General features: G+C 57.6%; 23 protein-coding genes. 7 read left to right on the forward strand and 16 right to left on the reverse strand.

Annotation, left to right across the window (positions count from 1 at the left end; genetic code table 11):
• Positions 1-210: 210 nt before the first annotated feature.
• The 4 genes from VJ698_RS20700 (at position 211) to VJ698_RS20715 (ending at position 5,973) form a co-directional block, all read left to right on the forward strand.
• On the forward strand, positions 211-1,188 hold the full coding sequence (locus VJ698_RS20700; protein WP_324104707.1) for a hypothetical protein: 978 nt from the start codon (positions 211-213) through the stop codon (positions 1,186-1,188).
• A 2-nt stretch (positions 1,189-1,190) separates the two neighbouring features.
• Positions 1,191-3,236: a hypothetical protein gene (locus tag VJ698_RS20705; RefSeq protein ID WP_324104708.1), complete on the forward strand. Its 2,046-nt coding sequence runs from the start codon at positions 1,191-1,193 to the stop codon at positions 3,234-3,236.
• Positions 3,237-3,613: 377 nt separating this feature from the next.
• Positions 3,614-4,654, forward strand: coding sequence for a hypothetical protein (locus VJ698_RS20710; protein WP_324104709.1), 1,041 nt, complete (start codon positions 3,614-3,616; stop codon positions 4,652-4,654).
• 251 nt (positions 4,655-4,905) lie between these two features.
• Positions 4,906-5,973, forward strand: coding sequence for a beta family protein (locus VJ698_RS20715; RefSeq protein WP_324104710.1), 1,068 nt, complete (start codon positions 4,906-4,908; stop codon positions 5,971-5,973).
• On the opposite strand, the gene VJ698_RS20720 is transcribed toward VJ698_RS20715, so the two are convergent.
• Entirely contained in the window at positions 5,937-6,554 is a 618-nt protein-coding gene (locus VJ698_RS20720; protein ID WP_324104711.1) for a sce7726 family protein, read from the reverse strand. The genes VJ698_RS20715 and VJ698_RS20720 overlap by 37 nt on opposite strands.
• A gap of 18 nt (positions 6,555-6,572) precedes the next feature.
• Here VJ698_RS20720 and VJ698_RS20725 point away from each other — a divergent pair, with 18 nt between their 5' ends.
• The 3 genes from VJ698_RS20725 to VJ698_RS20735 are packed head-to-tail and all read left to right on the forward strand — an operon-like array spanning position 6,573 to position 8,653.
• The gene (locus VJ698_RS20725; RefSeq protein WP_324104712.1) at positions 6,573-6,992 is read left to right on the forward strand and encodes a hypothetical protein; all 420 of its coding nucleotides are present in this window, start codon (positions 6,573-6,575) and stop codon (positions 6,990-6,992) included.
• Positions 6,989-8,005, forward strand: a complete 1,017-nt coding sequence (locus tag VJ698_RS20730; protein WP_324104713.1) for a hypothetical protein — start codon at positions 6,989-6,991, stop codon at positions 8,003-8,005. The genes VJ698_RS20725 and VJ698_RS20730 overlap by 4 nt, the downstream gene beginning before the upstream one ends.
• An 18-nt stretch (positions 8,006-8,023) precedes the next feature.
• Positions 8,024-8,653, forward strand: a complete 630-nt coding sequence (locus VJ698_RS20735) for a hypothetical protein (RefSeq protein WP_324104714.1) — start codon at positions 8,024-8,026, stop codon at positions 8,651-8,653.
• A 443-nt stretch (positions 8,654-9,096) separates the two neighbouring features.
• On the opposite strand, the gene VJ698_RS20740 is transcribed toward VJ698_RS20735, so the two are convergent.
• From VJ698_RS20740 to VJ698_RS20810, 15 genes are all read right to left on the reverse strand, one after another.
• On the reverse strand, positions 9,097-10,167 hold the full coding sequence (locus VJ698_RS20740; RefSeq protein ID WP_324104715.1) for a GNAT family N-acetyltransferase: 1,071 nt from the start codon (positions 10,165-10,167) through the stop codon (positions 9,097-9,099).
• A 305-nt stretch (positions 10,168-10,472) separates the two neighbouring features.
• Positions 10,473-10,664, reverse strand: coding sequence for a 2-hydroxymuconate tautomerase (locus VJ698_RS20745; protein ID WP_088707154.1), 192 nt, complete (start codon positions 10,662-10,664; stop codon positions 10,473-10,475).
• Positions 10,665-10,686: 22 nt separating this feature from the next.
• The gene (dmpH, locus tag VJ698_RS20750; protein WP_324104716.1) at positions 10,687-11,475 is read right to left on the reverse strand and encodes a 2-oxo-3-hexenedioate decarboxylase; all 789 of its coding nucleotides are present in this window, start codon (positions 11,473-11,475) and stop codon (positions 10,687-10,689) included.
• Positions 11,476-11,491: 16 nt separating this feature from the next.
• A complete protein-coding gene (gene dmpG, locus VJ698_RS20755) occupies positions 11,492-12,523 on the reverse strand; it encodes a 4-hydroxy-2-oxovalerate aldolase (RefSeq protein WP_324104717.1) in 1,032 nt (343 codons plus the stop codon).
• Positions 12,524-12,542: 19 nt separating this feature from the next.
• The gene (locus VJ698_RS20760) at positions 12,543-13,454 is read right to left on the reverse strand and encodes an acetaldehyde dehydrogenase (acetylating) (RefSeq protein WP_324104718.1); all 912 of its coding nucleotides are present in this window, start codon (positions 13,452-13,454) and stop codon (positions 12,543-12,545) included.
• A 175-nt stretch (positions 13,455-13,629) separates the two neighbouring features.
• Positions 13,630-14,412 carry a 2-oxopent-4-enoate hydratase gene (dmpE, locus tag VJ698_RS20765; protein WP_324104719.1) on the reverse strand — a complete coding sequence of 261 codons (783 nt, stop codon included), beginning with the start codon at positions 14,410-14,412 and terminating at the stop codon, positions 13,630-13,632.
• A 22-nt stretch (positions 14,413-14,434) separates the two neighbouring features.
• Positions 14,435-15,268, reverse strand: a complete 834-nt coding sequence (locus tag VJ698_RS20770) for an alpha/beta hydrolase (protein WP_324104720.1) — start codon at positions 15,266-15,268, stop codon at positions 14,435-14,437.
• Between the two features lie 11 nt (positions 15,269-15,279).
• Complete coding sequence (locus tag VJ698_RS20775) at positions 15,280-16,734, reverse strand: 2-hydroxymuconic semialdehyde dehydrogenase (RefSeq protein WP_324104721.1); 1,455 nt, start codon at positions 16,732-16,734, stop codon at positions 15,280-15,282.
• 120 nt (positions 16,735-16,854) lie between these two features.
• Entirely contained in the window at positions 16,855-17,280 is a 426-nt protein-coding gene (locus VJ698_RS20780) for a heme-binding protein (protein WP_324104722.1), read from the reverse strand.
• 1 nt (position 17,281) lies between these two features.
• Entirely contained in the window at positions 17,282-18,208 is a 927-nt protein-coding gene (locus VJ698_RS20785; protein WP_324104723.1) for a catechol 2,3-dioxygenase, read from the reverse strand.
• A 41-nt stretch (positions 18,209-18,249) separates the two neighbouring features.
• On the reverse strand, positions 18,250-18,576 hold the full coding sequence (locus VJ698_RS20790; RefSeq protein ID WP_324104724.1) for a 2Fe-2S iron-sulfur cluster-binding protein: 327 nt from the start codon (positions 18,574-18,576) through the stop codon (positions 18,250-18,252).
• Between the two features lies 1 nt (position 18,577).
• On the reverse strand, positions 18,578-19,639 hold the full coding sequence (locus tag VJ698_RS20795) for a phenol 2-monooxygenase domain-containing protein (RefSeq protein WP_324104725.1): 1,062 nt from the start codon (positions 19,637-19,639) through the stop codon (positions 18,578-18,580).
• A 55-nt stretch (positions 19,640-19,694) separates the two neighbouring features.
• Positions 19,695-20,054 carry a phenol hydroxylase subunit P4 gene (locus VJ698_RS20800; protein WP_324104726.1) on the reverse strand — a complete coding sequence of 120 codons (360 nt, stop codon included), beginning with the start codon at positions 20,052-20,054 and terminating at the stop codon, positions 19,695-19,697.
• Between the two features lie 189 nt (positions 20,055-20,243).
• A complete protein-coding gene (locus VJ698_RS20805; RefSeq protein ID WP_324104727.1) occupies positions 20,244-21,794 on the reverse strand; it encodes an aromatic/alkene/methane monooxygenase hydroxylase/oxygenase subunit alpha in 1,551 nt (516 codons plus the stop codon).
• Between the two features lie 25 nt (positions 21,795-21,819).
• A complete protein-coding gene (locus VJ698_RS20810) occupies positions 21,820-22,089 on the reverse strand; it encodes an MmoB/DmpM family protein (protein ID WP_324104746.1) in 270 nt (89 codons plus the stop codon).
• Position 22,090: the final 1 nt, after the last annotated feature.

Raw genomic sequence — 22,090 nt, forward strand, 5'->3', positions numbered from 1 at the left:
AGAGAAGTCGGCTTTTCAAGGTGTGCCGTGGTATTTATCGATACGCGCCCATCTTGCCGTGAATGCAGCACGTTGTCAAGCGTGGGGCCTGCCCTTGCTCGCCCTTTCACAATCGCTTCAATTCACCCCTCACCCGCACGTTTAGTTGCATCCAGCGCATTAGCGCCGGATGCCGTCTTTTGCACACGTACTTTAAATAGCGGAGAGAATATGGTGCGCGCTATCAGCCTGGAAAAACTAAAACTCTTTCATAAACGTCAAGGGCGTCCCGCCTGGGGTGTCGATTACCAACCAGCTATAAGAGCAACGCCACAAGAAGCACCGAAAATCTCGCGCCCGGCAATCTTGACCTGGGAACGCTTGCGGCGCGATATCCATGTGCTCTCTCAACCAGAGCGTTTTGCAGCGTTGCTGGCAATGTACAACCCCCAGCTAGTTGACCTACAGGAGCAGCGCATCTTATGGCCAGATCCGCAGCCTCACCCGCTCGCTGGCTCGCCTTATGCTGCCGGCATGAAACTACCGTCGCTGGAGGGCACGGTCAAAGTCGCGCAGCGGCTTGGCTGTCTCGAGGTTCATCCAACCATCACTGATAGGACTTCGGAGAATCCAGAAGATTGGCTGACAATTCCGTTTCCGTTCGTCGGCGACTTACTCCTCTTCCTTGAGGATGAGCAAAAGTCTGTCTATTGCGTCAACTGGACAATCAAAAAAAATGTGGAAGGCTTCCGACGAAAAGTAGGCGCGCTTCGGCGAAACGACGCACAGGAGCAAAGAATGCGCGTCCGCGAAGACCAGCGACACAAGATCGAAGAAACGTATTACACCGATGCCGGTATTCGAACGCAACGCATCACAGAAGATGTGCTTCATGCCCACGTTGTCGCAAACCTTCACCAGCTTTTCAATTGGCATAGGAGAAAACTGTCAATCAGTTTTATGCAGCAAGAAGAAATAATTTTCCACCTGCAGCAACTCCTTCAAGAGGGACGTCCTCCGATTGATGAAATTCCTCAATTGATGAAGAAAGTGCGGTGCGAACGACATGACTGCCTTGGGGTGCTCTATCAGGCCATCTGGCATCGCAAACTGCGTGTCGATCTAAACCGACCCATATTGGTGGATCGTCCCCTTCGCGCCGAAAAAGAGGACATTCTTGATGTCTATGCGCCTTGGTTTGGGAGATAGACATGCATATTGGCATCCAAGTTGTCGCCCCCGAAGGATATGGTAGGTTAGAAAAGGGGAAAACGTATCACTTCCTGCGCAGCGACAAGGATCGTGATCGCACGCTCCTGCTTCACATTTTCGAGGACAAAAGGCGCGCCCACATCCGCCTGATAATGATGAATCGCGATTACTTTGAAAATGGGCTCTGCTCGCGAAGCATTGTTGTCGCGGATACGCAGCTAAGTCTCCCTGTATGGCTGGAAGCACTTGAGGGTATCGATTTGTCCTTGATAGACCTCGAACGGCGCACTCCAAAACGTCTGCATCAAGAGCGGATAGAGGATCGATTGGCAATCATTCGACCGCTTTTGGCGAGGACAGGTGAAATTCTCTCCGCAGAAAACCCCGAGCGCGAAATAAACCGATTTGCCAGAGCATGCTCACCAGTCCAAAAGGAATCACGCGTGCGCCAGTGGTTCTTCACCTATCTTGCATTCGGCAACGAATCCTGGTCATTGCTCCCTCCTTTTCATCGGATTGGAAAGTGGGATCGCCAAGAGCGCTTCTCCGGGAAAAAATTCGGCAGGCCCTACCTCGAGGAAGGCAGACTGCATGGATATGGTGCCGACGCCGGCATGATCCAGGCAATTCAGGATTCCTACGTCAAATTCCGACGAGCGGGCAGATCCATGCAGGGTATTTATGCAAGGGCCATCATTTTGACTTTTGGCTGCAAAGTCGAAACTATTGATTCGAAACACGGGAAGAGGCGCAAAAGGTATTTTCACCCAGAAGGAAAGCCATGGCCGACATATGGCATGTATAAGTATTGGGTGATCGAACAATTCGGCTTGGAGCAAGTTCAACGCTCCGTTTACGGCAATGCACGCTATCGCACAAAAATCGCAGCCTCCACTGGAAAATTCTCTGAAGCCGCGGCGAATTTGTTGGAACGCAGCGAAGCCGATGGCTATTACACTGAGGATTATCCGTCCGGCCTATTGGAAGGTTCCATTCTTCCTTCGCTGTGCGTAGTACGTTGGGTCTGCGGCGCCTCCGGCATGATTGCCGGGATTGGATTTTCACTTGGAAAGGAACGCCGCACCGCTTATCAAATGGCATTGTTTAGCATGGCCATCTCCAAGGTGAAATTCTGCCGCCTGTTTGGGCTCGACATTCACCCTGAAGAATGGCCGTGTCTCGGCCTGCCGCCCATGCATACCTTGGATCGTGGCCCTGGCGCCTCATCGTCCCTCGTCGAAGCCTTCGAACAACAATTCCCCATTCGGGAAATTGCACCCTCTTGTTTTGGCCAATCGAAGGCGACGGTTGAGTCGTCTCATCCTCGGGAGGTTCACCAAGAGGGCCGACCGTCCCATATGCAGAGTGACCTGACTCCTGTAGAAATGGCAAAGCGAGAAATTCTACGCGTAATACAGGACAACAATGCGTCGGATGGATCAGCTCGCCGCACCCCAGAAATGATTGCGGCTGGCATTACACCATCTCCTCACGGTATATGGACCTATCTCGACTGTAGGGCCCGGACGGACGCAAGCCCAATGCCGTTTGACGACGCGGTTCGGGAATTTCTGACCCCGACGTGTTTTACGGCGTGCGCCGATGGCATCTACTTTCGAAGTCAGCGGTATGACTCGCCATCGCTACGGGCGACGGGCCTCATCGATAGAGTTGCATCTGGCCAACGTGTCGAAATCGGCGGCTACATTCTTGACCTATCAATCCGATACGCCTGGGTCGAGGTTGGAGGCCGACTCATTGAAGTTGAGGCCCTGCTTCCAATTCGGGATGATGAGGAGCAACTTTTCATGTCGCTCCTGGAATTGGAGCAATTGGCCGAATATGATCGGAGCACTCAGTCTGCGTTTCGAGAGCATAAGTGTGCCGTCAAATCGGAGACCGGCGAGCGATTTGAGGAGGCGACGGGTAAATCCTGGGATGCAGGAACAAGAAGAACAGGAAAAATAAAGACAAAAACACGTTCGTCACATCGAGAACAAGCAGATATAGAACGCTACGCGAGCAACGGGAGAAATCGACCATGACTCCAATGGAAGAAAATCCATGGGTTGCTCGTTTCCTGAATTTGGCGACTATCGATGTCATACGCGCGAGAGTACGCTTGACACCACCTCCCGTGGGGAATCTTTCTGCGATGCCCTCCGCTATGGCGGAGGGCATTCTTCGGCACACACTAGAGAGCATTTATGTTCCTACGACGAAGGGATGCGAAATTCTGCTTACCCTTGTTGGCATGGCTGCAGCCCATTGCCAATTGAAATACCCGGATTACAGATCGTTTCGGACTCGTCTACACAGTGCAGAATCGCCCAAAGATCCCTATACGCCCCCAACTATCTGTTTGACTGGTCCGGGAGGGTGTGGAAAGAGCAAGCTGGTCGCCGCTCTGGAGAGATTATTGATGCCTGCATCGACTGTCGACGTCGGGCATGGTTTGCCGCCCTTCCCCTTGAGACGCCACTGGCACATTGATGTGGCGACCAACACGACTTTGGGTTCGATGCTGCAACCGCTCCTGGAGATTGATATGTCGACCGAGGAGCGCCAAAACGCGTTATTACAAGAACGCATGGGCAAACAGCGACGCAAAATTCAACTCAAACTACTAAAGGACCGATGTCGCTACATCCTCTTTCGCGACGGTGTTGGGCTTCTCACTGTCGATGAATTCCAATTTATGACGCAGAGCGATGATGCCAATTCTGTCCTTACCAGAACGTTACTATTTCTGCGTGATCTTCACCTCCCCCTCGTCTTCATTTGTAACTACAGTCTGGGCCATCGGCTGAATCGACGACGGCAAGAGGAAAAGCAACGGCTTCTTGCGAACCCGATTATTTATTTGCCAGAGGATCCGGACGATGCCGACTGGATCAAGTATCTTCAAGAATGTGTTCGAGTGTCTGGCGCATGGTTAGCCATCGACCCACATCGCGACGCAGAGCCCCTTCATCGCTACTCTGCAGGATTGAAGCGTTTGGTCGTGGACCTACTGTTGTTCAGCTATAGGATGCTTCGAAATGAAAACAAGAAGAAAGTTGACATTGAAGACATTCGACGCGCCTATCTTTCTTCGGAATTTTCATCCCAACGAGACGATGTCGAGGCAATGGCGGCTGGGGCAATCACGGGAGTATATGCCAGGAGCGATCTCCAGTGCCCATTTGAACTTCCCAAAGCTGCACAGGCAACATTTGCGGCAAGAATGCAAAAGCAACGCGATACGGACATTGCAACAGCTTCAATCGAAGCCTCATTGACGCCCAAAGAGCGCGATGGGTTGCGCATAGCGCGAGAGCGCGCGCAAATCGGTGGCATGCAACCAAAGTCAGCAAAGGTATTAAAGATGCCAAGGCGAGGAAAGCGAACTGCGGAAGAACTGCTGTCCGCGCAAAAAGCATACCGCGATGCGACGAAAGGAAAAACTCAGGATGAAAGCTGAAATTGCGAAATGCCGCAGCCATTGACTCTGCCATGATTGTGCAAAGCGGCTGTCTTAGAGTGTTGACGTTCACCGAAAGTTGACCCAGTGGGTGACTTTTACGTGAACATCAACAATTTAGATCTCATATATATGGTATGGGGCGAAGTGTCGCCTCGCTTTAAAATTCTTCTGAGAAAAAATTAGCAAACATACTCCAACTATGCTTGCCGTGCGAGCTTCTTGTTCCCATCAATTTCGGGAGGAATATCGTGACACTTTCGTGGCTCTATATGCCGATGCTGAAGTGGAAGCGCGGAGAACGAGACGCGCTGCGCTACTTGAAAGAGGACCAATGGGAAGGAGTAACACCCATGCTGGAGTTGCAGCCGATCGGCGCAGCGCCCGATACCCCTTCATTGAAAACCGCTCTTCCTGCCTATGTGGATGAGGTGAGCGAACAAATCAACAAATCTGTTCCAGCCTTACAGGCAGCATGCATTGATACTGGCTATTTATCATCAAATTACGCCAAGCAGGTCAGCCTACTATTGGCGACTTGCCGCGGATTGACAAAGCGACTCGAGCATCAGGTCGTGCCAGTCATTCGCTCAACCTGGCTTGAGACATTGGGAAGCTTGACGACGACCCAGATAGCCGTACTCTCCGAATTTGAAGAGGTAATACTCCGGCTGCGCACCGATGAGATGGATCCGTCTCAAGTGCAACCTGGAGTTGACGCGTTAGCAAAATTTGTAAAAAAACGCCGTGTCCATCTCGTTCTCGACCAGTTTTCTCTTGTCGACCGAGACCCCGATGCATGCGTAACAGCCGTTACACCGTATCTGCATGCGGCCCTGTCTGCAGGATGTGCTAGTGTCACCTTAGCCGGCGGCGCCTTTCCGGTTAACCTTACTGGAAAACGACAAGGCTTTACGGATCTACCAAGAGTTGAGTGGCAGATTTGGCAGAAAATCCAAAAGGATGCAGCGTTCGGAGCACTTCGTTACGCAGACTATACGGTAACGAATCCGGCCCCATTACCCGAGGACCTCGATCCAAAGGCTGTGAATCCTTCTATCGCAATCCGCTATGCTGCTGATGGATGCTGGCGACTATATAAAGGTCGGGGATTTAAGGGTGCGCCGAGAGGTGAACTACGCAACCTTTGCAAACTGCTCGTTTCGGACGATGTATACTCTGGTGAAAAGTATTGCTATGGCGATGCGAAGTACCACAAGGACGCCAATGGCGGAGAAAAAAATGGTGTGCCGTGGACTTGGCGCCGTGACGCAACCAACCATCATATCGTCTTCACTGCCGACGCTTTGCTGACTTGACGTTGTAGTAACGCAGTTGAAACGAGTGTCTTGACTGCGTCCAAGGTGAGTGCGGAGGCGATCGATTCCCACAGTATGTGCGATGAGGCCGCCTTCGGCAGTTGAATATGATCGCTTTGCCGGATCACTGCCAATGCCTCTTCTTTCCAGAGTAGCGATGCTAAGCTAAAGGGGTCTTGGCGAAGGTTGGATTGAGCATCACGCATGACTTCCAGTGATATCTTTCCTTTGGCTGACCTTTCTGCTACAAGCACGCCCCACCAAACTGGCACGATGCTGAGTGCCGCATTGGCATGTGAGGGGCCGCATACGAGATAGATTTGATCGAAAACTCGGTTGTAGGCGTGAATCTGATTTGAGAACCTAGCGAAGGTATCAAGATCGCTCTTGATTTCGTATCCGATCATTGATTTGCCGATGACGGCAACATCAATGCGAGCCCCACCGCGCTCAATCCGGAATTCTTCTTGAATCTGCTGCCGTGTTGACCGCTTGCGCTTAATCGCTGTCAGAAGCGCCGTTCGGATTTCGACTTCGGTAACAGGAACTGTATTGGGAGAGATTGCACAATTCTTTGACATTTCGGTATTATGCCGTTTATGCCAAGAAAAGCAACCAGTATTGATTCCGAAGTGCCGCGCGCAATTAAGCGTATTGAAGACTTTTGCAAGGAAAGGAATACCTGCGTCTTTACACTTGCCAAGAGTGCCGGCGTCAGTCAGCCGTCGTTATGCAGATTTCTGAAGTTCGAACGCAAATCAGTCACAAAAACCGCGGAAAAGGTGCTGGAGTACATCGATAATTCGCATAATACGCATAATTTGCATACTCAAGCTATAATGCGACCTCCCGACGCCGACGATGCAGGTCGCGAGTTAATTGAAAGCGCCATCATGTCACTGTGGGATGGTGAGTTCCGCAGTGCCCAGATTCTCGCTCCTCTAATCCGGGCTTTGAAGCCCACATTGGAAATTGCTGTCTCAATGATCTCGGACTCGCCAAGGGGAGGCGATGCATGAGCACAACTAACGCAAAAACAATTTATGACAAGCTCAAGACGTTCGGCCTGACGCGTGCACAGGTACGTGCCCTCCTGCCTGATTGGTGGTCCACAGAAGCGGAAAAGACTCCTGACGGCTTGGCTGAACTATGTGTTCTGATTAGCCGCCGTCTGGGTTTGGATCTTCCGTTGTTGCTTCAGGGCCAGGTCCGTCAACGCAATCTTGCCGAGTCAGTCGCTTACAAGCACCGCTCCGACACAACACCCGGAGCCCTCAATGCAGCCACCGCAATTGCCACCTCCTTGGCACATGCCGTTGTTGCCGCTATGCCTCGGCCATATTCTTGGAATTTCCACTCACCTGCCGAGGTAGCTGCCAGCGTTAGGGCGGCTGGCAACGGACTAATTGGACTGAACTCGCTGATTGATGCTTGCTGGAATGTCGGTATCCCCGTAATACCGCTCCCAAATCTGCCAGTCGGCATACGCAAGATGGACGGGGCGGTCATAAAGGTTGGCAACCGTCCCACGATTGTCGTTTCCAAGAAAAAATCATCGCGTGCTTGGCTAGCGTTCATCGTCGCGCATGAGGTCGGCCATATTGGTTGCAATCATCTCGATCGCGCCACATCAATTGTGGACGTATCACTGCAAGAGCACTCCGAGTATGAAGCTGACTCAACGAATGATATGCAGGAGCAGCAAGCAGATCAGTTTGCACTTTCGATTCTCGGTGGTGATGAAGTTGAACGTATTGTTAGATCATGGCCGCAATGGGCGTCCCCCGTGGAAATTGCCGTTCTCGCCCGCCAAGCTGCTCGTAGCCTCGGCATTGAAAGTGGTCAGCTCGTATTACGGTATGCATTTTTCACGCGGCGCTGGCCAGACGCTGTATCGGCACTTCGGTTCCTGAGTGAGGATTCCGATGCCGAATCCATCATGAAAACGGCACTGCAGCGCAACCTCGATTTGGATCTGGTTTCGACGGACATGCAGGACCTTGTCTGCCGCATCACGGGAATTAGCGGCTGAGTCGAAGCATATCGAACTATGCTCTATATCGACGTCGATGCAATGTCTAAGCTTGCGCACTGGAATGCACTTCCGCTGCTCCCGAAGATTACCGGCTTCGCATGGGAAGAGGTCGTCACGGTAAGCTCACTTCGCTTTCGTGCACAGCGTTGTCGCGAAAAGGCCGATGGTAAGGTGTTCCACCATGCAGATGCCGCGATTCGAATAATCGAGCATTTGGAGCTAATGGGCGTGGCCGGCACGCCCGATCCAGCAATACTGAGCGAACTGTCTTCGTTACCACAAATTGATGAAGGTGAAGCCGTTTTGCTGAGCCTTACTTTGGGCGATGCACAAGGTGTGTTCCTGACAGGAGACAAACGCGCATTAAGGGGCTTGGCCCAGAACGAGATTTGCAGACGGTTTGCCCGACGTATCCTGGTACTTGAACAAATTCTTGAGCAATGCCTAGCGCAAGCAGGCCATAAATGGGTGTTGGCGAACTTTTGCCCCTACAAGCATATCGACAAAGCTATCAATGCGATCCTCGGCAGCCGCTGTGACACTGGCGTCGAAAACTTAATGGACGGAATCCACTCCTACCTCGGCGAACTCGACCGCCTTCACGATCCCAGCATGCTGTACTCATTCGACGACGCCGTACGCTAATCAGCCCGGCAGTCATTTGGAGTTGCCCTGAAAGTCCACGGTCGGTTGATTGCAGAACTACCAAATGACGCCATTCATTTCTTGAATACGCAGTGCAGCCTATAAACTATAAGCCCCCCAGAATGCCAGTCCAAGGAATGTGGAAAGTGGGCTGAAATAATTCCTGATGTATGACACAACTGGAATTCGGGATTTACTGGACTGGCTTTTTAAGTTCAACGCGAATATGTATCGGTGATGCACCATCTCGCCTACTTCTCCTGCCTCAAAATCCGCACGCCACAATGCTCCGACCGACTATATTTATAAACTTGCTGTATCACGATAATCCGACGTCACTTTCGACAGACTTTACGTGCGGTCATAGAAAATTTCATTCCCCATTTTAATCAATAGCTTATACGAGTACGCTCCGACGGACTTTATTTGTTACGATCAACCTTCTACGATGACGTGTGCGGGTCTCGCCTTTCCTCGAATTTTCGCTTCAGGTGCCTTGCCGCCGACCGCCAGTATTTTCCCGCGTGGGCGATCATGGCGAATGGCGTACGGTAAATGACGAGATCGACGAGGTTGTGCTGCACGCCGAGGAAGCGGAACTTGTATTCATCGCGGCCCCACTGGAAGTGGCACTCCTTTCCGCCGTGCGCAATGCAATCGACGATGGCGAGATAGCAGCACAGCGTTCCCAGCCGGTACTCATGGTAAGCCTCGTCATAGACGCACATGTCCATGAAATCATTCCTGCCGACGCGGTAGGAGATCCAGCCGCCGCAGACCTTGCCGTCGACGGTAGCGATGCCGACGACGCCGTAGCTGCGCAACGTGCGCAACATCCGATCGACATCTTCTTCGCTCAGGATAGACGGCCGATGCTTCTCTTCCATCTGCGCGATCTTCATGTCGACGATGGTGCGCACCTGCTCGCGCGTGATGTCGTCGCCGGTGAAGACCTGGTGCTGGAAGCTCGGAAAATCACGCTTCAACTTGTTGGAGTAGTACTTGACGGTACGGCGCGTCGACTTGCCCAGCGCGGCGAGGTATTCGTCTTCGCTGGCAGGCAGCGGCAGGACGATGTCTTCCGAGACTTCGAACCGGTGTCGCAATACCCGCGGCGCGATGTCTGAACGAATGGCGTGAAAGGCAATGACTGACACCGACCTGTACTTCGCGAATACATGGCTGGCGAAGCGTTCGATGTCGGCCGCACCGATGGTCATGACTTCGTTGAGAACGCGCGCGGTGCTGCCGTGAATCCTGAACAGCAGAACAGCGCATGGTTTTCCGGCACGGTATGCGACATAGGTGTGTACATCCGCGAGCGAAGCATCGTGCTTGCTCTGGAACTGCGCGAGAGTTGCGTAAAGACTCTCGTAGAGATGTTCCAGTTCATCCTTCACAAAGAGAGGAACACTGTTCTCATGGAGCTGCACCGTTACGTCAGTGAGCAACACCCCACCTGCCAACTTCGTTCCCTCACCGCTATCCGGCAATGGAACCCGCATCTGATTCATGGTATTCCGTCCCTGCTGTCGTCGACGGCGATGCCCGGCCGTGATGGCCTGCTTGCCTGTTCAAGCGATTGTTGCACGCAGCAGGATGGGGATACTTGAAGAAGAACAAGCTCTCTGGCGATCGGTGAGGTTTTTCAGCCGGGTGAGCAAGCTTGTCGGATCGCGAGGGCGACGGGGGAAGCATTTGGCGAACACAAGCGGCGATGCCCGCCCGCGAACGCATGCGGCAGAGACATGCGTTCGCGACAGCGCCTTCGCGAGGCGCCACCACAAGGACTGACTTGCGTCAGTCCTGCAGCATGACGCTACCTTCCCAACTCGCCGGCACTCTTGCCGCCGATGCCGAAGTGCTCCTTCGGCATTTCGGTCAGGATCACGCGCACGCTTTCCGGCTTGGCGCCGATGGCTTCGTGCATGGCTTCAGTGATCTTCTGGATGAGAAGGCGTTTCTGCTCGACGGTGCGGCCTTCCAGCAGGTGGATCTGGCAAATAGGCATGTTTTGGCTCCCGAATAACCGATTAAACGAATCGCATGTTGACGCTACCCAGATCCTGGATGCGCAAGGTCACATTGTCGCCTGCCTGCACCGCCACCGCTTCGGTGATGCCGCCGGACAGGATCAGCGTGCCGGCCGGAATTTCCTCGCCGCGCTCGCCGAGCAGGTTGGCCAGCATCGCAATCGCCGCTGCCGGATGGCCGAGCACCGCCGCGCCGGCGCCGAGCGACACCACCTGGCCATTCTTTTCCATCACCACACCCAGCGTGCGCAGATCGAGGTTATCCACCGGCGCCATGCGACCACCGACCACAAAGCGCGACGACGAGCAGTTGTCGGCGACAACGCTCTTGAGGTCGAACTTGAAGTCGCGGTAGCGCGAGTCGATCACTTCGATCGCCGGCATCACGAAATCGGTCGCGGCCAGCACGGCACCGATGTGGCAGCCCGGGCCTTTCAGCGGCGCCTTGGTGACGAAGGCGATTTCCGGCTCGACCTTCGGGTGGATCAGTTCGGACATCTTCGCCTCGCCGCCTTCCGGCACGGCGAAGTAGTCGGCGAGGAAGCCGAACACCGGCGTTTCCACGCCCATCTGCTTCATCTTCGCGTGCGAGGTGAGGCCGGCTTTCAGGCCGACGATGCGCGCGCCGCGTGCAATCTTGCGGCGCTTGATTTCGTCCTGGATCGCGTAGGCGTCGTCCCAGTCCATCTCCGGGTATTCGTCGGTGATCTTGAGCGTGTCGCGCGCTTCCAGCTCGCAGGTTTCGAGATGGGCGGCGAGCTTGTCAATCGTGCTCTTGTCGAGTTTCATCGTGGTTTCCTTTGCATCAAGCGGCAATGCCGCGCGCCTTGGCCAGCGTCAGCGCCGTGTCTTCGATCATGTCTTCCTGTCCGCCAACCATGCCGCGACGTCCCATCTCGACTAGGATGTCGCGTGCCGGTACGCCGTATTTCTTCTCGGCGCGCTTGGCAAACAGCAGGAAGGAGCCGTACACGCCGGCAAAGCCGAGCGTGAGCGCGTCGCGGTCAATGCGGATCGGGAAATCCATCATCGGCACCACGAGGTCTTCGGCCACGTCCTGGATCTTGTACACATCCACGCCGGTCTCGATGCCCATGCGCGCGCACACGGCGATGAAGACTTCCATCGGCGTATTGCCGGCCCCTGCGCCCAGCCCCGCGGCGGCGGCGTCAATGCGGTTGGCACCGTATTCGACGGCAGTCACCGAGTTGGCCACACCCATTGCGAGATTGTGGTGGCCGTGGAATCCGAGCTCGGTTTCGGGCTTCAGTTTTTCGCGCAGCAGGCCGATGCGTGCCTTCACGTCCTCCGGCAGCATGTAGCCGGCGGAGTCGGTGCAGTAGATACAGTTGGCGCCGTAGCTTTCCATCAGCTTTGCCTGCTCGAGGATCTTCTCGGGCGATGCCATGTGGCTCATCATCAGGAAGCCGACCGTGTCCATGCCGAGCTTGCGTGCCATGCCGATGTGCTGCTCGGATACGTCCGCTTCGGTGCAATGGGTAGCGACGCGAATCGTGTTGACGCTGAGTTCGCGCGCCATCTTCAGGTGGTCGACGGTGCCGATGCCGGGCAGCAGCAGCGCGGAAACCTTGGCCTTCTTCATCAGCGGAATCACCGCGCCGAGGTATTCCTCGTCGGTGTGCGCCGGGAAGCCGTAATTGACGGACGAGCCGCCGAGGCCGTCGCCGTGGGTGACTTCGATCAGCGGGATGCCGGCGTCGTCCAGCCCTTGCGCGATGCTCTTCATCTGCTCGAGCGTCATCTGGTGGCGCTTCGGATGCATGCCGTCGCGCAGGGTCATGTCATGGACCGTGACTTTCTTGCCTTTGAGTGTCATGTTCTTTCCTTGGTCGTTCTTACGCTTCGACGGGTTGCAGGGTCAGCTTGCCGGCGAGGATTTCCTCGGCAAACATTTCGGCAGTGCGCGCGGCAGCCGCCGTCATGATGTCGAGATTGCCCGCATACTTCGGCAGGTAATCGCCGAGGCCCTCGACTTCCATGAAGATGGAAACACGGTTGCCGTCGAACACCGGACCGTTGACCAGCTTGTAGCCGGGCACGTACTTCTGCACTTCCTTGATCATCATGTGCACTGACGCGGTGATGGAGTCGCGGTCCGGCTCGGTCTCGGTCAGGCAATGAATGGTGTCGCGCATGATCAGCGGCGGCTCGGCCGGGTTGATGATGATGATGGCCTTGCCCTTCTTCGCGCCGCCCACCTTCTCGACCGCGCCGGCGGTGGTGCGGGTGAATTCATCGATGTTCTTGCGGGTGCCGGGGCCGACCGATTTTGACGACACGGTGGCTACGATTTCGCCGTAGGCAACCGGCTGCACGCGCGACACTGCGGCGACCATCGGAATGGTGGCCTGGCCGCCGCAGGTGACCATGTTGACGTTCATTTCGCGCTTGCCGACATGCTCCAGCAGGTTGACAGGCGGCACGCAGTACGGGCCGATGGCGGCGGGCGTAAGGTCGATCATCATCACGCCGAGTTCGTTGAGCTTGCGCGAGTTTTCCGCGTGGACGTAGGCGGAGGTTGCGTCGAAGGCGATCTGGATGTCGTCCTGCTTCACAAAGGGCAGCAGGCCGTCGACGCCGTCGGCGGTGACTTTCAGGCCCATTTCCTGGGCACGCTTCAGACCCTCGGATGCCGGGTCGATGCCGACCATCCAGACCGGTTCCAGCACGGGGCTGCGTTGCAGTTTGTAGAGCAGATCGGTGCCGATGTTGCCGGGGCCGATCAGGGCACATTTGATTTTTTTCATCTCTGTTCTTTCCAATGGATTCTTTCTCGGGAACTGGCTACTGGCCCCTTCCCCCTTGCAGGGGGAAGGATGGGATGGGGGTAGTGAGGTCGATTTCGCGCAATCTCCCATTCAAGCACTCTACCCCCACCCTAGCCCTCCCTCTGCAAGGGGGAGGGAACCAGTAGTGGAAGCATTAATAAAATCTCACCGAACACCCGCCAATGCCGCCGATGGTCACGCGCAGGTTGTCGCCGGCCTTCACCGGCAGCATGGCGGCGAGCGAGCCGGACAGCACCACTTCACCGGCCTTGAGCGGAATGCCGAGCTTGCCGAGCGTGTTGGCCAGCCACGCGATCGCATTGACCGGGCTGCCGAGCGCGGCGGCACCGGCGCCGGTGGCTGCGATTTCGCCGTTCTTCTCCAGCACCATGCCGCAGGTCGACAGATCGATCTTGCGCGGATCGACCGCACGGTCGCCCAGCACGAATACGCCGCAGGAGGCGTTGTCGGCCACCGTGTCCTGGATCTTGATCTTCCAGTCGCGGATGCGGGAATCGACGATCTCGAAGCAAGGCATCACGCATTCGGTGGCGCGCAGCACATCGGCGTTGCTGATGCCCGGCCCGAGCAGGTCCTTCTTCAGCAGGAAAGCGATCTCGCCTTCCGCCTTGGGCTGGATCAGCGTATTCATCGGAATCGCCTCGCCCTCGTTGTAGATCATGGTGTTGAGCAGGTAGCCGAAGTCGGGCTGGTGCACGTTGAGCGCGTCCATCACCACCTTGCTGGTGACGCCGATCTTCTTGCCGACGATACGCGCGCCGGCCTCGAGGCGGCGTGCCGTCATGCGTTGCTGGATGTAGTAGGCATCCTCGATGGTGATGCCAGGGTGGCGCTCGGTCAGCGGCGTCAGCGTTTCGCGGCTGCGCAGCGCGTTGTAGAGCTCGTCGCCGAGCTGGATGATGGTGTGCTGTTCCATGATGTTGTCCGTAAGAGTGAAATCAGGATTGCGACGGCTCGGTCAGGAAATCGCTGACCAGTTTCGCGAAGCGCGCCGCGTGTTCAATCTGCGTCCAGTGGCCGCAGTGCCCGAATACATGCAGCTGCGCGCGATCGATCCATTGCGCCAGCGTGAGCGATGTCGCCAGCGGGATCACCTTGTCTTCGCGGCCATGAATGACCAGGGTTTCATGCGGCAGCGCGCGGATGTCTTCCTCGCGGCTGGCCATCGCGTCCACCCAGCGCTGACGCGGCGCCGGGAACATCGCAGAGAAAGATTCCTGGAAGCCGGGGCGGATGCTGGCCTGGTAGCGCAGTTCGGCCAGCTCGTCGGTCACCAGCGCGCGGTCGTAGGCGAAGATGTCGAGCAGCTTGCGCATGTTCTCGAAAGACGGCTCGTAACCCCATGCGGCATCGAGCCCGGGCGTGAGCGGAAAGGGTACGCCGACGCTGCCCATCAGCACCAGGCGCCGCACGCGCTTCGGATGACGGATCGCCATCGCCAGCGATAATGCACCGCCGAAGGAGTTGCCGACCACGTCGGCCTGTTCGATGCCGAGTGCGTCGAGCATGCCGATCGCCTGCGCCACCCAGGTGTCGAGGTTGTAGATGATGCCTTCGGGCCGCTCGGAAAAGCCGAAGCCGGCCATGTCCGGCGCGATCACGCGGCAGCGCTTCGCCAGCTCGGGCATGGTCAGGCGCCAGTTCACCCAGGCGCTGACGCCCGGCCCCGATCCGTGGATCAGCAACACCGGAAATCCGCTGCCGGTGTCGTGGTAGTTGGTGAGGATGCCGTTGGCGCGGACGCTCTTGGCGATTTCAGGATTGTTCGACATGCCGTATCCGATCAGAGCTTGATGCAAACATTCTTGAGTTCGGTGTAGAACTCGAGCGAATGCACGCCGCCTTCACGTCCGATGCCTGACTGCTTGGCACCGCCGAACGGCGTGCGCAGATCGCGCAGGAACCAGCTGTTGACCCAGACCAGGCCTGCTTCGATCTTCGCCGCGACGCGGTGGCCGCGCTGCAGGTTGGTGGTCCAGATCGACGCGGCGAGGCCGTAGGTGGTGTCGTTGGCGCGGCGGATCACTTCTTCTTCGCTGTCGAAGGGGAAGATGTGGCAGCACGGGCCGAAGATCTCTTCGCGGCAGACGGCTGCATCGTCAGACAGGCCGGTCCAGATGGTCGGCTGCACCCAGGCGCCTTCCGCCAGGTCGCCCGGCATGTTCGGCACGCCGCCGCCGGTGACGACGGTTGCGCCCTCTTCCACTGCCTTCTTGTAGTAGGACAGCACTTTCGCCTTGTGCTCCTGGCTGATGAGCGGGCCCATGCCGGTGGCGGCATCGTTCGGCACACCGATCTTCATTGCTTCGGCGCCGATCTTCATTGCGGAAACGAACTTGTCGAAAATCGGGCGCTCGACATACACGCGCTCGGTGCCGAGGCATACCTGACCGCAGTTGGCGAAGGCGGAACGCAGCGTGCCTTCGATGGCGGCTTCGAAATCGCAGTCCGCGAACACGATGGCCGGATTCTTGCCGCCCATCTCCAGCGACACCGGTCGCGCGCCTTCCGCGGCAGCCTTCATGATCGCCGCGCCGGTACGGGTTTCGCCGGTGAAGGTAATGGCGTTCACGCCCTGGTGCGTGGTGAGGAATTCGCCTGCGGAATTGGGGCCGAAGCCATGCACCACGTTGTACACGCCCTTGGGCATGCCGACGGTGTTCATCACTTCACCCAGCAGCGTGGCGGTCTGCGGGGTCTCTTCCGAAGGTTTCACCACGACCGTGTTGCCGCAGGCCAGCGCGGGGCCGACCTTCCAGGTCATCAGCAGGAGCGGCAGGTTCCACGGGCAGACCACGCCAACCACACCAACCGGCGAGCGTGTCGCATAGTTCAGTGCGCCGAGGCCGTCCGGCGTCGCCATCTCGAAGAATTCGGTCGGCACGTTCTTGATCACGTCGGCGAAGATCTTGAAATTCGCCGCGCCGCGCGGGATGTCGATATGGCGCGCCAGGCTCATCGGCTTGCCGGTGTCGGCGCATTCGGCCTCGAGGAATTCATCGAAGCGGCGGTTGATTTCGTTCGCGACGGCGTACAGCAGTTCAACCCGTTCTGCAACCGCCATCTTGCCCCAGGGGCCGGTCAGCGCGCGGCGCGCGGCACTCACCGCCGCATCGACTTCCGCCTTGCCGGCTTCCGCGACCTTCGCGATCACCGCGTTGTTCAGCGGCGAGCGCTTGTCGAACAGCTTCGCGGTCGAGACGAATTCGCCGTTGATGAAATTGTTGATCTGCTTCATTTACTCTTTCTCCGTTACGTTTCAACACTGGCAGGGCGCGCCTTGCGCGGCGTGTCCGGCACCTGTGCGCCGGTGCGCGGAATGCCCCCCTGCTTCCCTATCCTGCGTATTCTTGCGGCGTCACAGCCCGATGGCATTCAATCCGGCGCGGGCGCACTCTTCATCCTGCGCCTCGGAAGCGCCGGACACGCCGATGCCGCCGATCCATTCGCCGCCTTCGACGCGCAGCGGCAAACCGCCGCCAAACACGATCAGCCGGGGCTGCGCCGAAAACCCGAGCTTCATGCCATCGTCATGGCCGACGGCCGCCATCCATTCCTTGGTCGGAAAGCCGAAGCTCGCCGCCGTGTAAGCCTTGTCGATCGCGATATCGATCGAGTGCAGGAAGGCACCCGGCATGCGCAGGAAGGACATCATGTTGCCGCCGCGGTCGACCACCGCGACGTTGATGCGCCAACCGTTTTCCTGCGCGTGCCGCACCGCCGCTTGCGCGGCGGCACTGGCTGCTTCCCAGCTGATGCCGGGGGTTGCAGTCCGTATTTCCATCTCAGGTCACCACCGTCAGGAAGCGCTCGTTGAGCTTGCGGTCGTGGTAGAACACGCCGGCGCCGACCTGGTCCCAGGTCCAGGTGATCGGCTGCATGTCGGGATAGAAGTCATAGCCGCCGCAGAAGGTTTCGAGACGGTTGCCGGACGGGTCGAAGAAGTAGATGGTGGTGCCGCGGGTGACGCCGTGACGGGTCGGACCGGCATCGATCGAGACGCGGTGCATCGACATCAGGTCAGCCGCGCGCAGCACCTGCTCCCAGCTTTCGAGGCGGAAAGACACATGGTGCAGCTTGTCGTCTTCCTGATGACGCACCATCGCGATGTCGTGCGCCTTGGCCGAACAGGTCAGCCAGGTGGCGAGATCGGTCGTGCCGTCTTCCAGCTTGATACGCTCCACCAGCGAGAAGCCAAGCACCTTCTCAAACAGGTCCTTGTTGCCGTCGATGTCGCCGCCGTAGATCAGGCAGTGGTCCATGCGTACGGGTGCGATGCCAGGAATGTTCGGCACCCAGGCTTCCGGATTGGTGTAGCTCATGCCGTTGCCGACGTCCTTCTTTTCGGCGTACAGCTCGATGGTATGGCCGGTCGGAATCTTGAAGCGCACGCGTTCGCCGGTGTTGAGCATTTCGCCCTCGGGAATGCGCTCGGTCTTGACGCCGTATTCCTTCAGGTCGACGTCCAGCTTGTCCAGCGTGGCCTTGTCGAGCACTTTGAATGCAAAGTGATCGAGCCCGGCGCGGTCCGCCTGGCGCAGCACGATGCTGTGATGGTCGCGTTCGTCCCAGCACTTGAAATACACGCGGCCGGAATCGTCGCGACCCACTTCGAGCAAGCCCATCACTTCCGTGTAGAACTTGACTGATTCCTCCATGTCCAGCACGCGCAACTGCGCATGTCCCGGACGCAAAACTCCTGTCATTGCCATGGTTATCTCCTCCTAAGCAGAGCCTTGATTAAACAAACAATTCATGATTCCGATGCGTGTGTCAGACGGCACACGTTCTTCTTCATCTTCCCTACCACTTTCAATTTCACATCGCTCGCCGGCATCACCCGGCAGGCGAGCACGCATCCTTCCGCTTCTTCCTGCTCGCTGACATGCTCGCGGCTCATCACGCGCTTCTGGTACTCGCCGGCGGTCACGGCGATCTTGCACACGCCGCATCCACCGCCGCGGCATCCGACCGGGATGCCTTTCTTGCCAAGCGCTTCCATGCCGAGCAGCAGGGACTGCTTGTCCGAGCAGCGGTAGGTCTCGCCGGTGTCCTCGATGGTGACGGTGAAGGTCGCCATGTCAGATCTTCTTGAACAGCGGGCTTCTGACCTGTTGCGCATCCGCTGCCGAGAAGAATTTCTCGGTGTAGATGTCGCGCTCGAACAAGCGCCCTTGCATCAGGGTGGTGATGCAGGCATCGATCATCACCGGCGGCCCGCACAGGTAGGCCTTGTGCCCGCGGAAGTCGTTGTCGAAGTGGTTCTTCGCGGCGTCGTGCACGAAACCGCGGAAACCGGTCCAGCTGCTTCCTTCCGGCTCATTCGACAAGGCCGGCACGTAAGTGAAATTCGGATACTTCGCCGCCAGCGCTTTGAACTCGTCGTGGTAGTACAACTCGTCGCGCATGCGTGCGCCATACACCAGTGTGATCGGCTGCGTCGAACCTTCTTCAAGCAGATCGAGGATCATCGAACGCGGGCTCGAGAGGCCGGAGCCGCCGGCAAGGAAGATCGAGGGTACGTTCGCCGACTTGCGCACGAAGAAGCGGCCGTACGGGCCGGACAACATGACCTGGTCGCCTTCGCGCAGGGTTTCGTGAATCCAGGTGGTCGCCTTGCCGCCGGGGACGAGGCGGATGTTCAGTTCCACTTCACCCGCCTGCGAGGGCGCATTGGCCAGCGAAAATGCGCGGGACATGCTCTCGCCCGGAACCTGCAGGTTGATGTACTGGCCGGCCTGGAACCGCATGCCTTCGGGGTCGTCGAGCTTGATCCAGACGCCCTTGATGGTCGGCGTCAGGTTCTCGATGCGGCTGACCGTGCCCGGAAAATCCTTGACGGGCAGGTTCTGCGCATCAGGATCGACATCGACCTCGGCCTCGACGACAACGTCGGACTGCAAGGTCGCGCAGCAAGCCAAGGCCTTGCCTTCCTCGCGTTCGTAATCCATCAGCGCGAAGTTGGATGCCTCGCCGTGGTCGATCTCGCCGTCCACCACGTCGATCTTGCAGGTGGCGCACAGGCCATGACAGCAGGCGTGCGGCAGGTAGATGCCCGCGCGCAGGCTGGCGTCGAGAATGGTCTGCCCCTCTTCGACCTCGATGGTCTGGCCGAGCGGTTCAATGGTCAGCTGGTAGCTCATGTCTTTCTCTCTTGCTTCGCAGGGCGTGCTATGCGCACCCTACATCCTGTACGCCTTAACTGCAGGAACCCTTGATGCCGGTCAGGCCCGGCGTGCGGAAGCGGATCACATCCTTATGCTTCAGGCCGTTCTCGGCGAGCGACTTGTTGAAGTCGGGTGAGAACGGCTTGCCGGACTTGAACCACTCGGCCTTGGCCCAGTCGATCTGCGCGAAATCCGGATGCTCGCCGAACGCGCCGGGGAGCACCTTTTCGATGATGTCGCCGAAGCGCATCACGGGCGGGAAAGGGAATGCGAACGGGGCGCAGAACATCAGGTGGTCTTCCCAGCCGATGTACAAGAGCTGCGCGCCGTGGAACTTGTCGGCGCTGTCCTTCACTTCGCCGATGTAAGGTTTGATTGCTGCTACTGGCATGTTTTGTCTCCTGGATGGATGCTGCTATCTGTGACGGTGATTGGACGCTTCTCCGGCCTCCCTCCCCCTTGCAGGGGGAGGGTTAGGGTGGGGGTAGTGAGCCTGAGTCATCGCAAGCTCTGGCTCGACCTCCCTACCCCCTTCCCCACCTTCCTGCAAGGGGGAAGGAGCTGCGCGCTCGCATCAGGTCTACGTATTCGTCGTCGCCTGTGCCCGCCACTGCGCGAAATTCTTCTGGTCTTCCGAGCCTTCGAAGTCGAGGTTGTCGCGTCCGAAGTTCAGGTGATACCAGCGCAGCACTTCAGCCAGCGGGTCGAAACCTTCCTTGGTCGGATCGACATCCGGCTCGAAGCAGTTGCCCTGGTAGATCTGGTGCACCGGGAGCCATGCCTGCACGTACTTCTCCGGCTCGTTGTCGAAGATTTCCTTGCAGCCGTCGGAGCAGAAGTGGTACTTCTCGCCCTTGTAATCGGATTCGCGGTAGCAGATCTTGGTCGGATCGCTCGGCTCGGTGAACAGCATCGGGATCTGGCAGCACTGGCACAGCATCGGCAGCGTCTTGTTATAGAAGCGCTTGCCTTCCTTGGCCTGCTGCGCCCAGTGTTCGAAACGCGGGCGGTAGTACTTGTCGAAGGTGTTCGGGTACTTGGCGGAGAGCCAGTCCATTTCTTCCGGCGTCGGCATCCAGGTGTGGAAGTCGGCTGCGGCGCCGTACTGGTAGAAGGTAGCCCATGCCTGATGCGAGATGTGCTCCTTGTCGATGGTGGCCTGCTCGACGCACTTCGGCACCGTGATGCCGTAGCGGGCGAGGTCCTTGAACAGCGCGCCGCCGGATTCCTCGAAATACACTTCCCACGCTTCCTTCCAGCTCATCACGCGCTTGGGCAGCATGTAATCCATCATCATGCCGACCAGGGTCAGCATGCGCACGCCGCGCCAGGTCCACTTGTCGATCCACTTCTGCACGATCGGCAGGTTGTCCGGATCCTGTTCGAGAATGAACTTGATCATCTCGAGCCCGAGCGTCATGTGGCGTGCTTCGTCGGACTGCGCGGAGAAGCCGAAGGCCATCGCGCCCATGTCGCCGTTGTAGGCCGCGCCGGAGATGAACGGCACGAACAGCAGGTTGGTCAGCACGTATTCGAACGAGAAGCCGATCGCCACCATGAACTCGAACGGGCCGGCCGACATCGCGTCGTCGAAGAAGGACTTCGGCACGGACAGGTACCAGACGCGGTCATGCATGTGGCGCCAGTCGTGAAAGCCGTTGTAGTGCTTGTTGTAGTTCGACAGCGAGTGGATCTGCGTCTGGAAGTGGCGGATCTCGTCGAGCGACTGCATCTGGCAGGCGACACGTGCACCGGCGCCGGGGAACTGGCGGCCGACATGAGCGAAGCCGCGGTGCGCCATGTATTCCAGCGGCGAGACGCCGGTCAGGAACAGCTTGAGCGCATTGATGTACCGTGCATCGGTCACGCCGAGATGGCCATTGCCCTGGTTGAAGGCGTCGAGGATCGCGTACAGCTTGCGCTCCTTCTCGGCCTGATATTTCCAGTAGGCGTCCATGGTCAGGCGGAACGGATCTTCCCACTTGTCCCAGTCGTGGATCTTGATGCCTTCGAATTTGTCGTACGGGTAGACCGCATCCATCGGCTGGTAGGTGGTTTCCCAGTCGAGGCCGCGCGTCATTGCGGCGTAGCGCTCCTTGAGGCCGAGCTTCTTGCTTGCTTTCATGTCCATGTCTTGTCTCCTTGTCGGTGCCGGCTCAGTGCTTCCAGCTCAGGGTGAATTCGTCGTCGGTCTCGTTGATGTGGCCGGACAGCGTGATCAGGTGCACGTGCAGTTCCTGCAGGTCGAAGCTGCGGCCGAGCCTGTCTTCGACGGTTTCGCGCTTGATGGTCAGGCGGCCGGGTGCATCGATCTTCACCATCGCGGGCTGCTCGTTGACGATGGCGTCGGGGTTGTCCTGCGCGATCGCATCGATGATGCCGCGCGTCTCTTCGTTGGTCTGGAATGCGATGAATACGTTGGACATC

It is taken from the genome of Noviherbaspirillum sp. (assembly GCF_035254685.1).
Taxonomy (GTDB): Bacteria; Pseudomonadota; Gammaproteobacteria; order Burkholderiales; family Burkholderiaceae_D; genus Noviherbaspirillum.

Excerpts from the sequence above, each read along its gene's own strand:
- VJ698_RS20700 (WP_324104707.1), top strand. The coding sequence starts at position 211 with ATGGTGCGCGCTATCAGCCTGGAAAAACTAAAACTCTTTCATAAACGT.
- VJ698_RS20705 (WP_324104708.1), top strand. The coding sequence starts at position 1,191 with ATGCATATTGGCATCCAAGTTGTCGCCCCCGAAGGATATGGTAGGTTA.
- VJ698_RS20710 (WP_324104709.1), top strand. The coding sequence starts at position 3,614 with ATGCCTGCATCGACTGTCGACGTCGGGCATGGTTTGCCGCCCTTCCCC.
- VJ698_RS20720 (WP_324104711.1), bottom strand. The coding sequence starts at position 6,554 with ATGTCAAAGAATTGTGCAATCTCTCCCAATACAGTTCCTGTTACCGAA.
- VJ698_RS20725 (WP_324104712.1), top strand. The coding sequence starts at position 6,573 with ATGCCAAGAAAAGCAACCAGTATTGATTCCGAAGTGCCGCGCGCAATT.
- VJ698_RS20730 (WP_324104713.1), top strand. The coding sequence starts at position 6,989 with ATGAGCACAACTAACGCAAAAACAATTTATGACAAGCTCAAGACGTTC.
- VJ698_RS20735 (WP_324104714.1), top strand. The coding sequence starts at position 8,024 with ATGCTCTATATCGACGTCGATGCAATGTCTAAGCTTGCGCACTGGAAT.
- VJ698_RS20740 (WP_324104715.1), bottom strand. The coding sequence starts at position 10,167 with ATGAATCAGATGCGGGTTCCATTGCCGGATAGCGGTGAGGGAACGAAG.
- VJ698_RS20745 (WP_088707154.1), bottom strand. The coding sequence starts at position 10,664 with ATGCCTATTTGCCAGATCCACCTGCTGGAAGGCCGCACCGTCGAGCAG.
- dmpH (WP_324104716.1), bottom strand. The coding sequence starts at position 11,475 with ATGAAACTCGACAAGAGCACGATTGACAAGCTCGCCGCCCATCTCGAA.
- dmpG (WP_324104717.1), bottom strand. The coding sequence starts at position 12,523 with ATGACACTCAAAGGCAAGAAAGTCACGGTCCATGACATGACCCTGCGC.
- VJ698_RS20760 (WP_324104718.1), bottom strand. The coding sequence starts at position 13,454 with ATGAAAAAAATCAAATGTGCCCTGATCGGCCCCGGCAACATCGGCACC.
- dmpE (WP_324104719.1), bottom strand. The coding sequence starts at position 14,412 with ATGGAACAGCACACCATCATCCAGCTCGGCGACGAGCTCTACAACGCG.
- VJ698_RS20770 (WP_324104720.1), bottom strand. The coding sequence starts at position 15,268 with ATGTCGAACAATCCTGAAATCGCCAAGAGCGTCCGCGCCAACGGCATC.
- VJ698_RS20775 (WP_324104721.1), bottom strand. The coding sequence starts at position 16,734 with ATGAAGCAGATCAACAATTTCATCAACGGCGAATTCGTCTCGACCGCG.
- VJ698_RS20780 (WP_324104722.1), bottom strand. The coding sequence starts at position 17,280 with ATGGAAATACGGACTGCAACCCCCGGCATCAGCTGGGAAGCAGCCAGT.
- VJ698_RS20785 (WP_324104723.1), bottom strand. The coding sequence starts at position 18,208 with ATGGCAATGACAGGAGTTTTGCGTCCGGGACATGCGCAGTTGCGCGTG.
- VJ698_RS20790 (WP_324104724.1), bottom strand. The coding sequence starts at position 18,576 with ATGGCGACCTTCACCGTCACCATCGAGGACACCGGCGAGACCTACCGC.
- VJ698_RS20795 (WP_324104725.1), bottom strand. The coding sequence starts at position 19,639 with ATGAGCTACCAGCTGACCATTGAACCGCTCGGCCAGACCATCGAGGTC.
- VJ698_RS20800 (WP_324104726.1), bottom strand. The coding sequence starts at position 20,054 with ATGCCAGTAGCAGCAATCAAACCTTACATCGGCGAAGTGAAGGACAGC.
- VJ698_RS20805 (WP_324104727.1), bottom strand. The coding sequence starts at position 21,794 with ATGGACATGAAAGCAAGCAAGAAGCTCGGCCTCAAGGAGCGCTACGCC.
- VJ698_RS20810 (WP_324104746.1), bottom strand. The coding sequence starts at position 22,089 with ATGTCCAACGTATTCATCGCATTCCAGACCAACGAAGAGACGCGCGGC.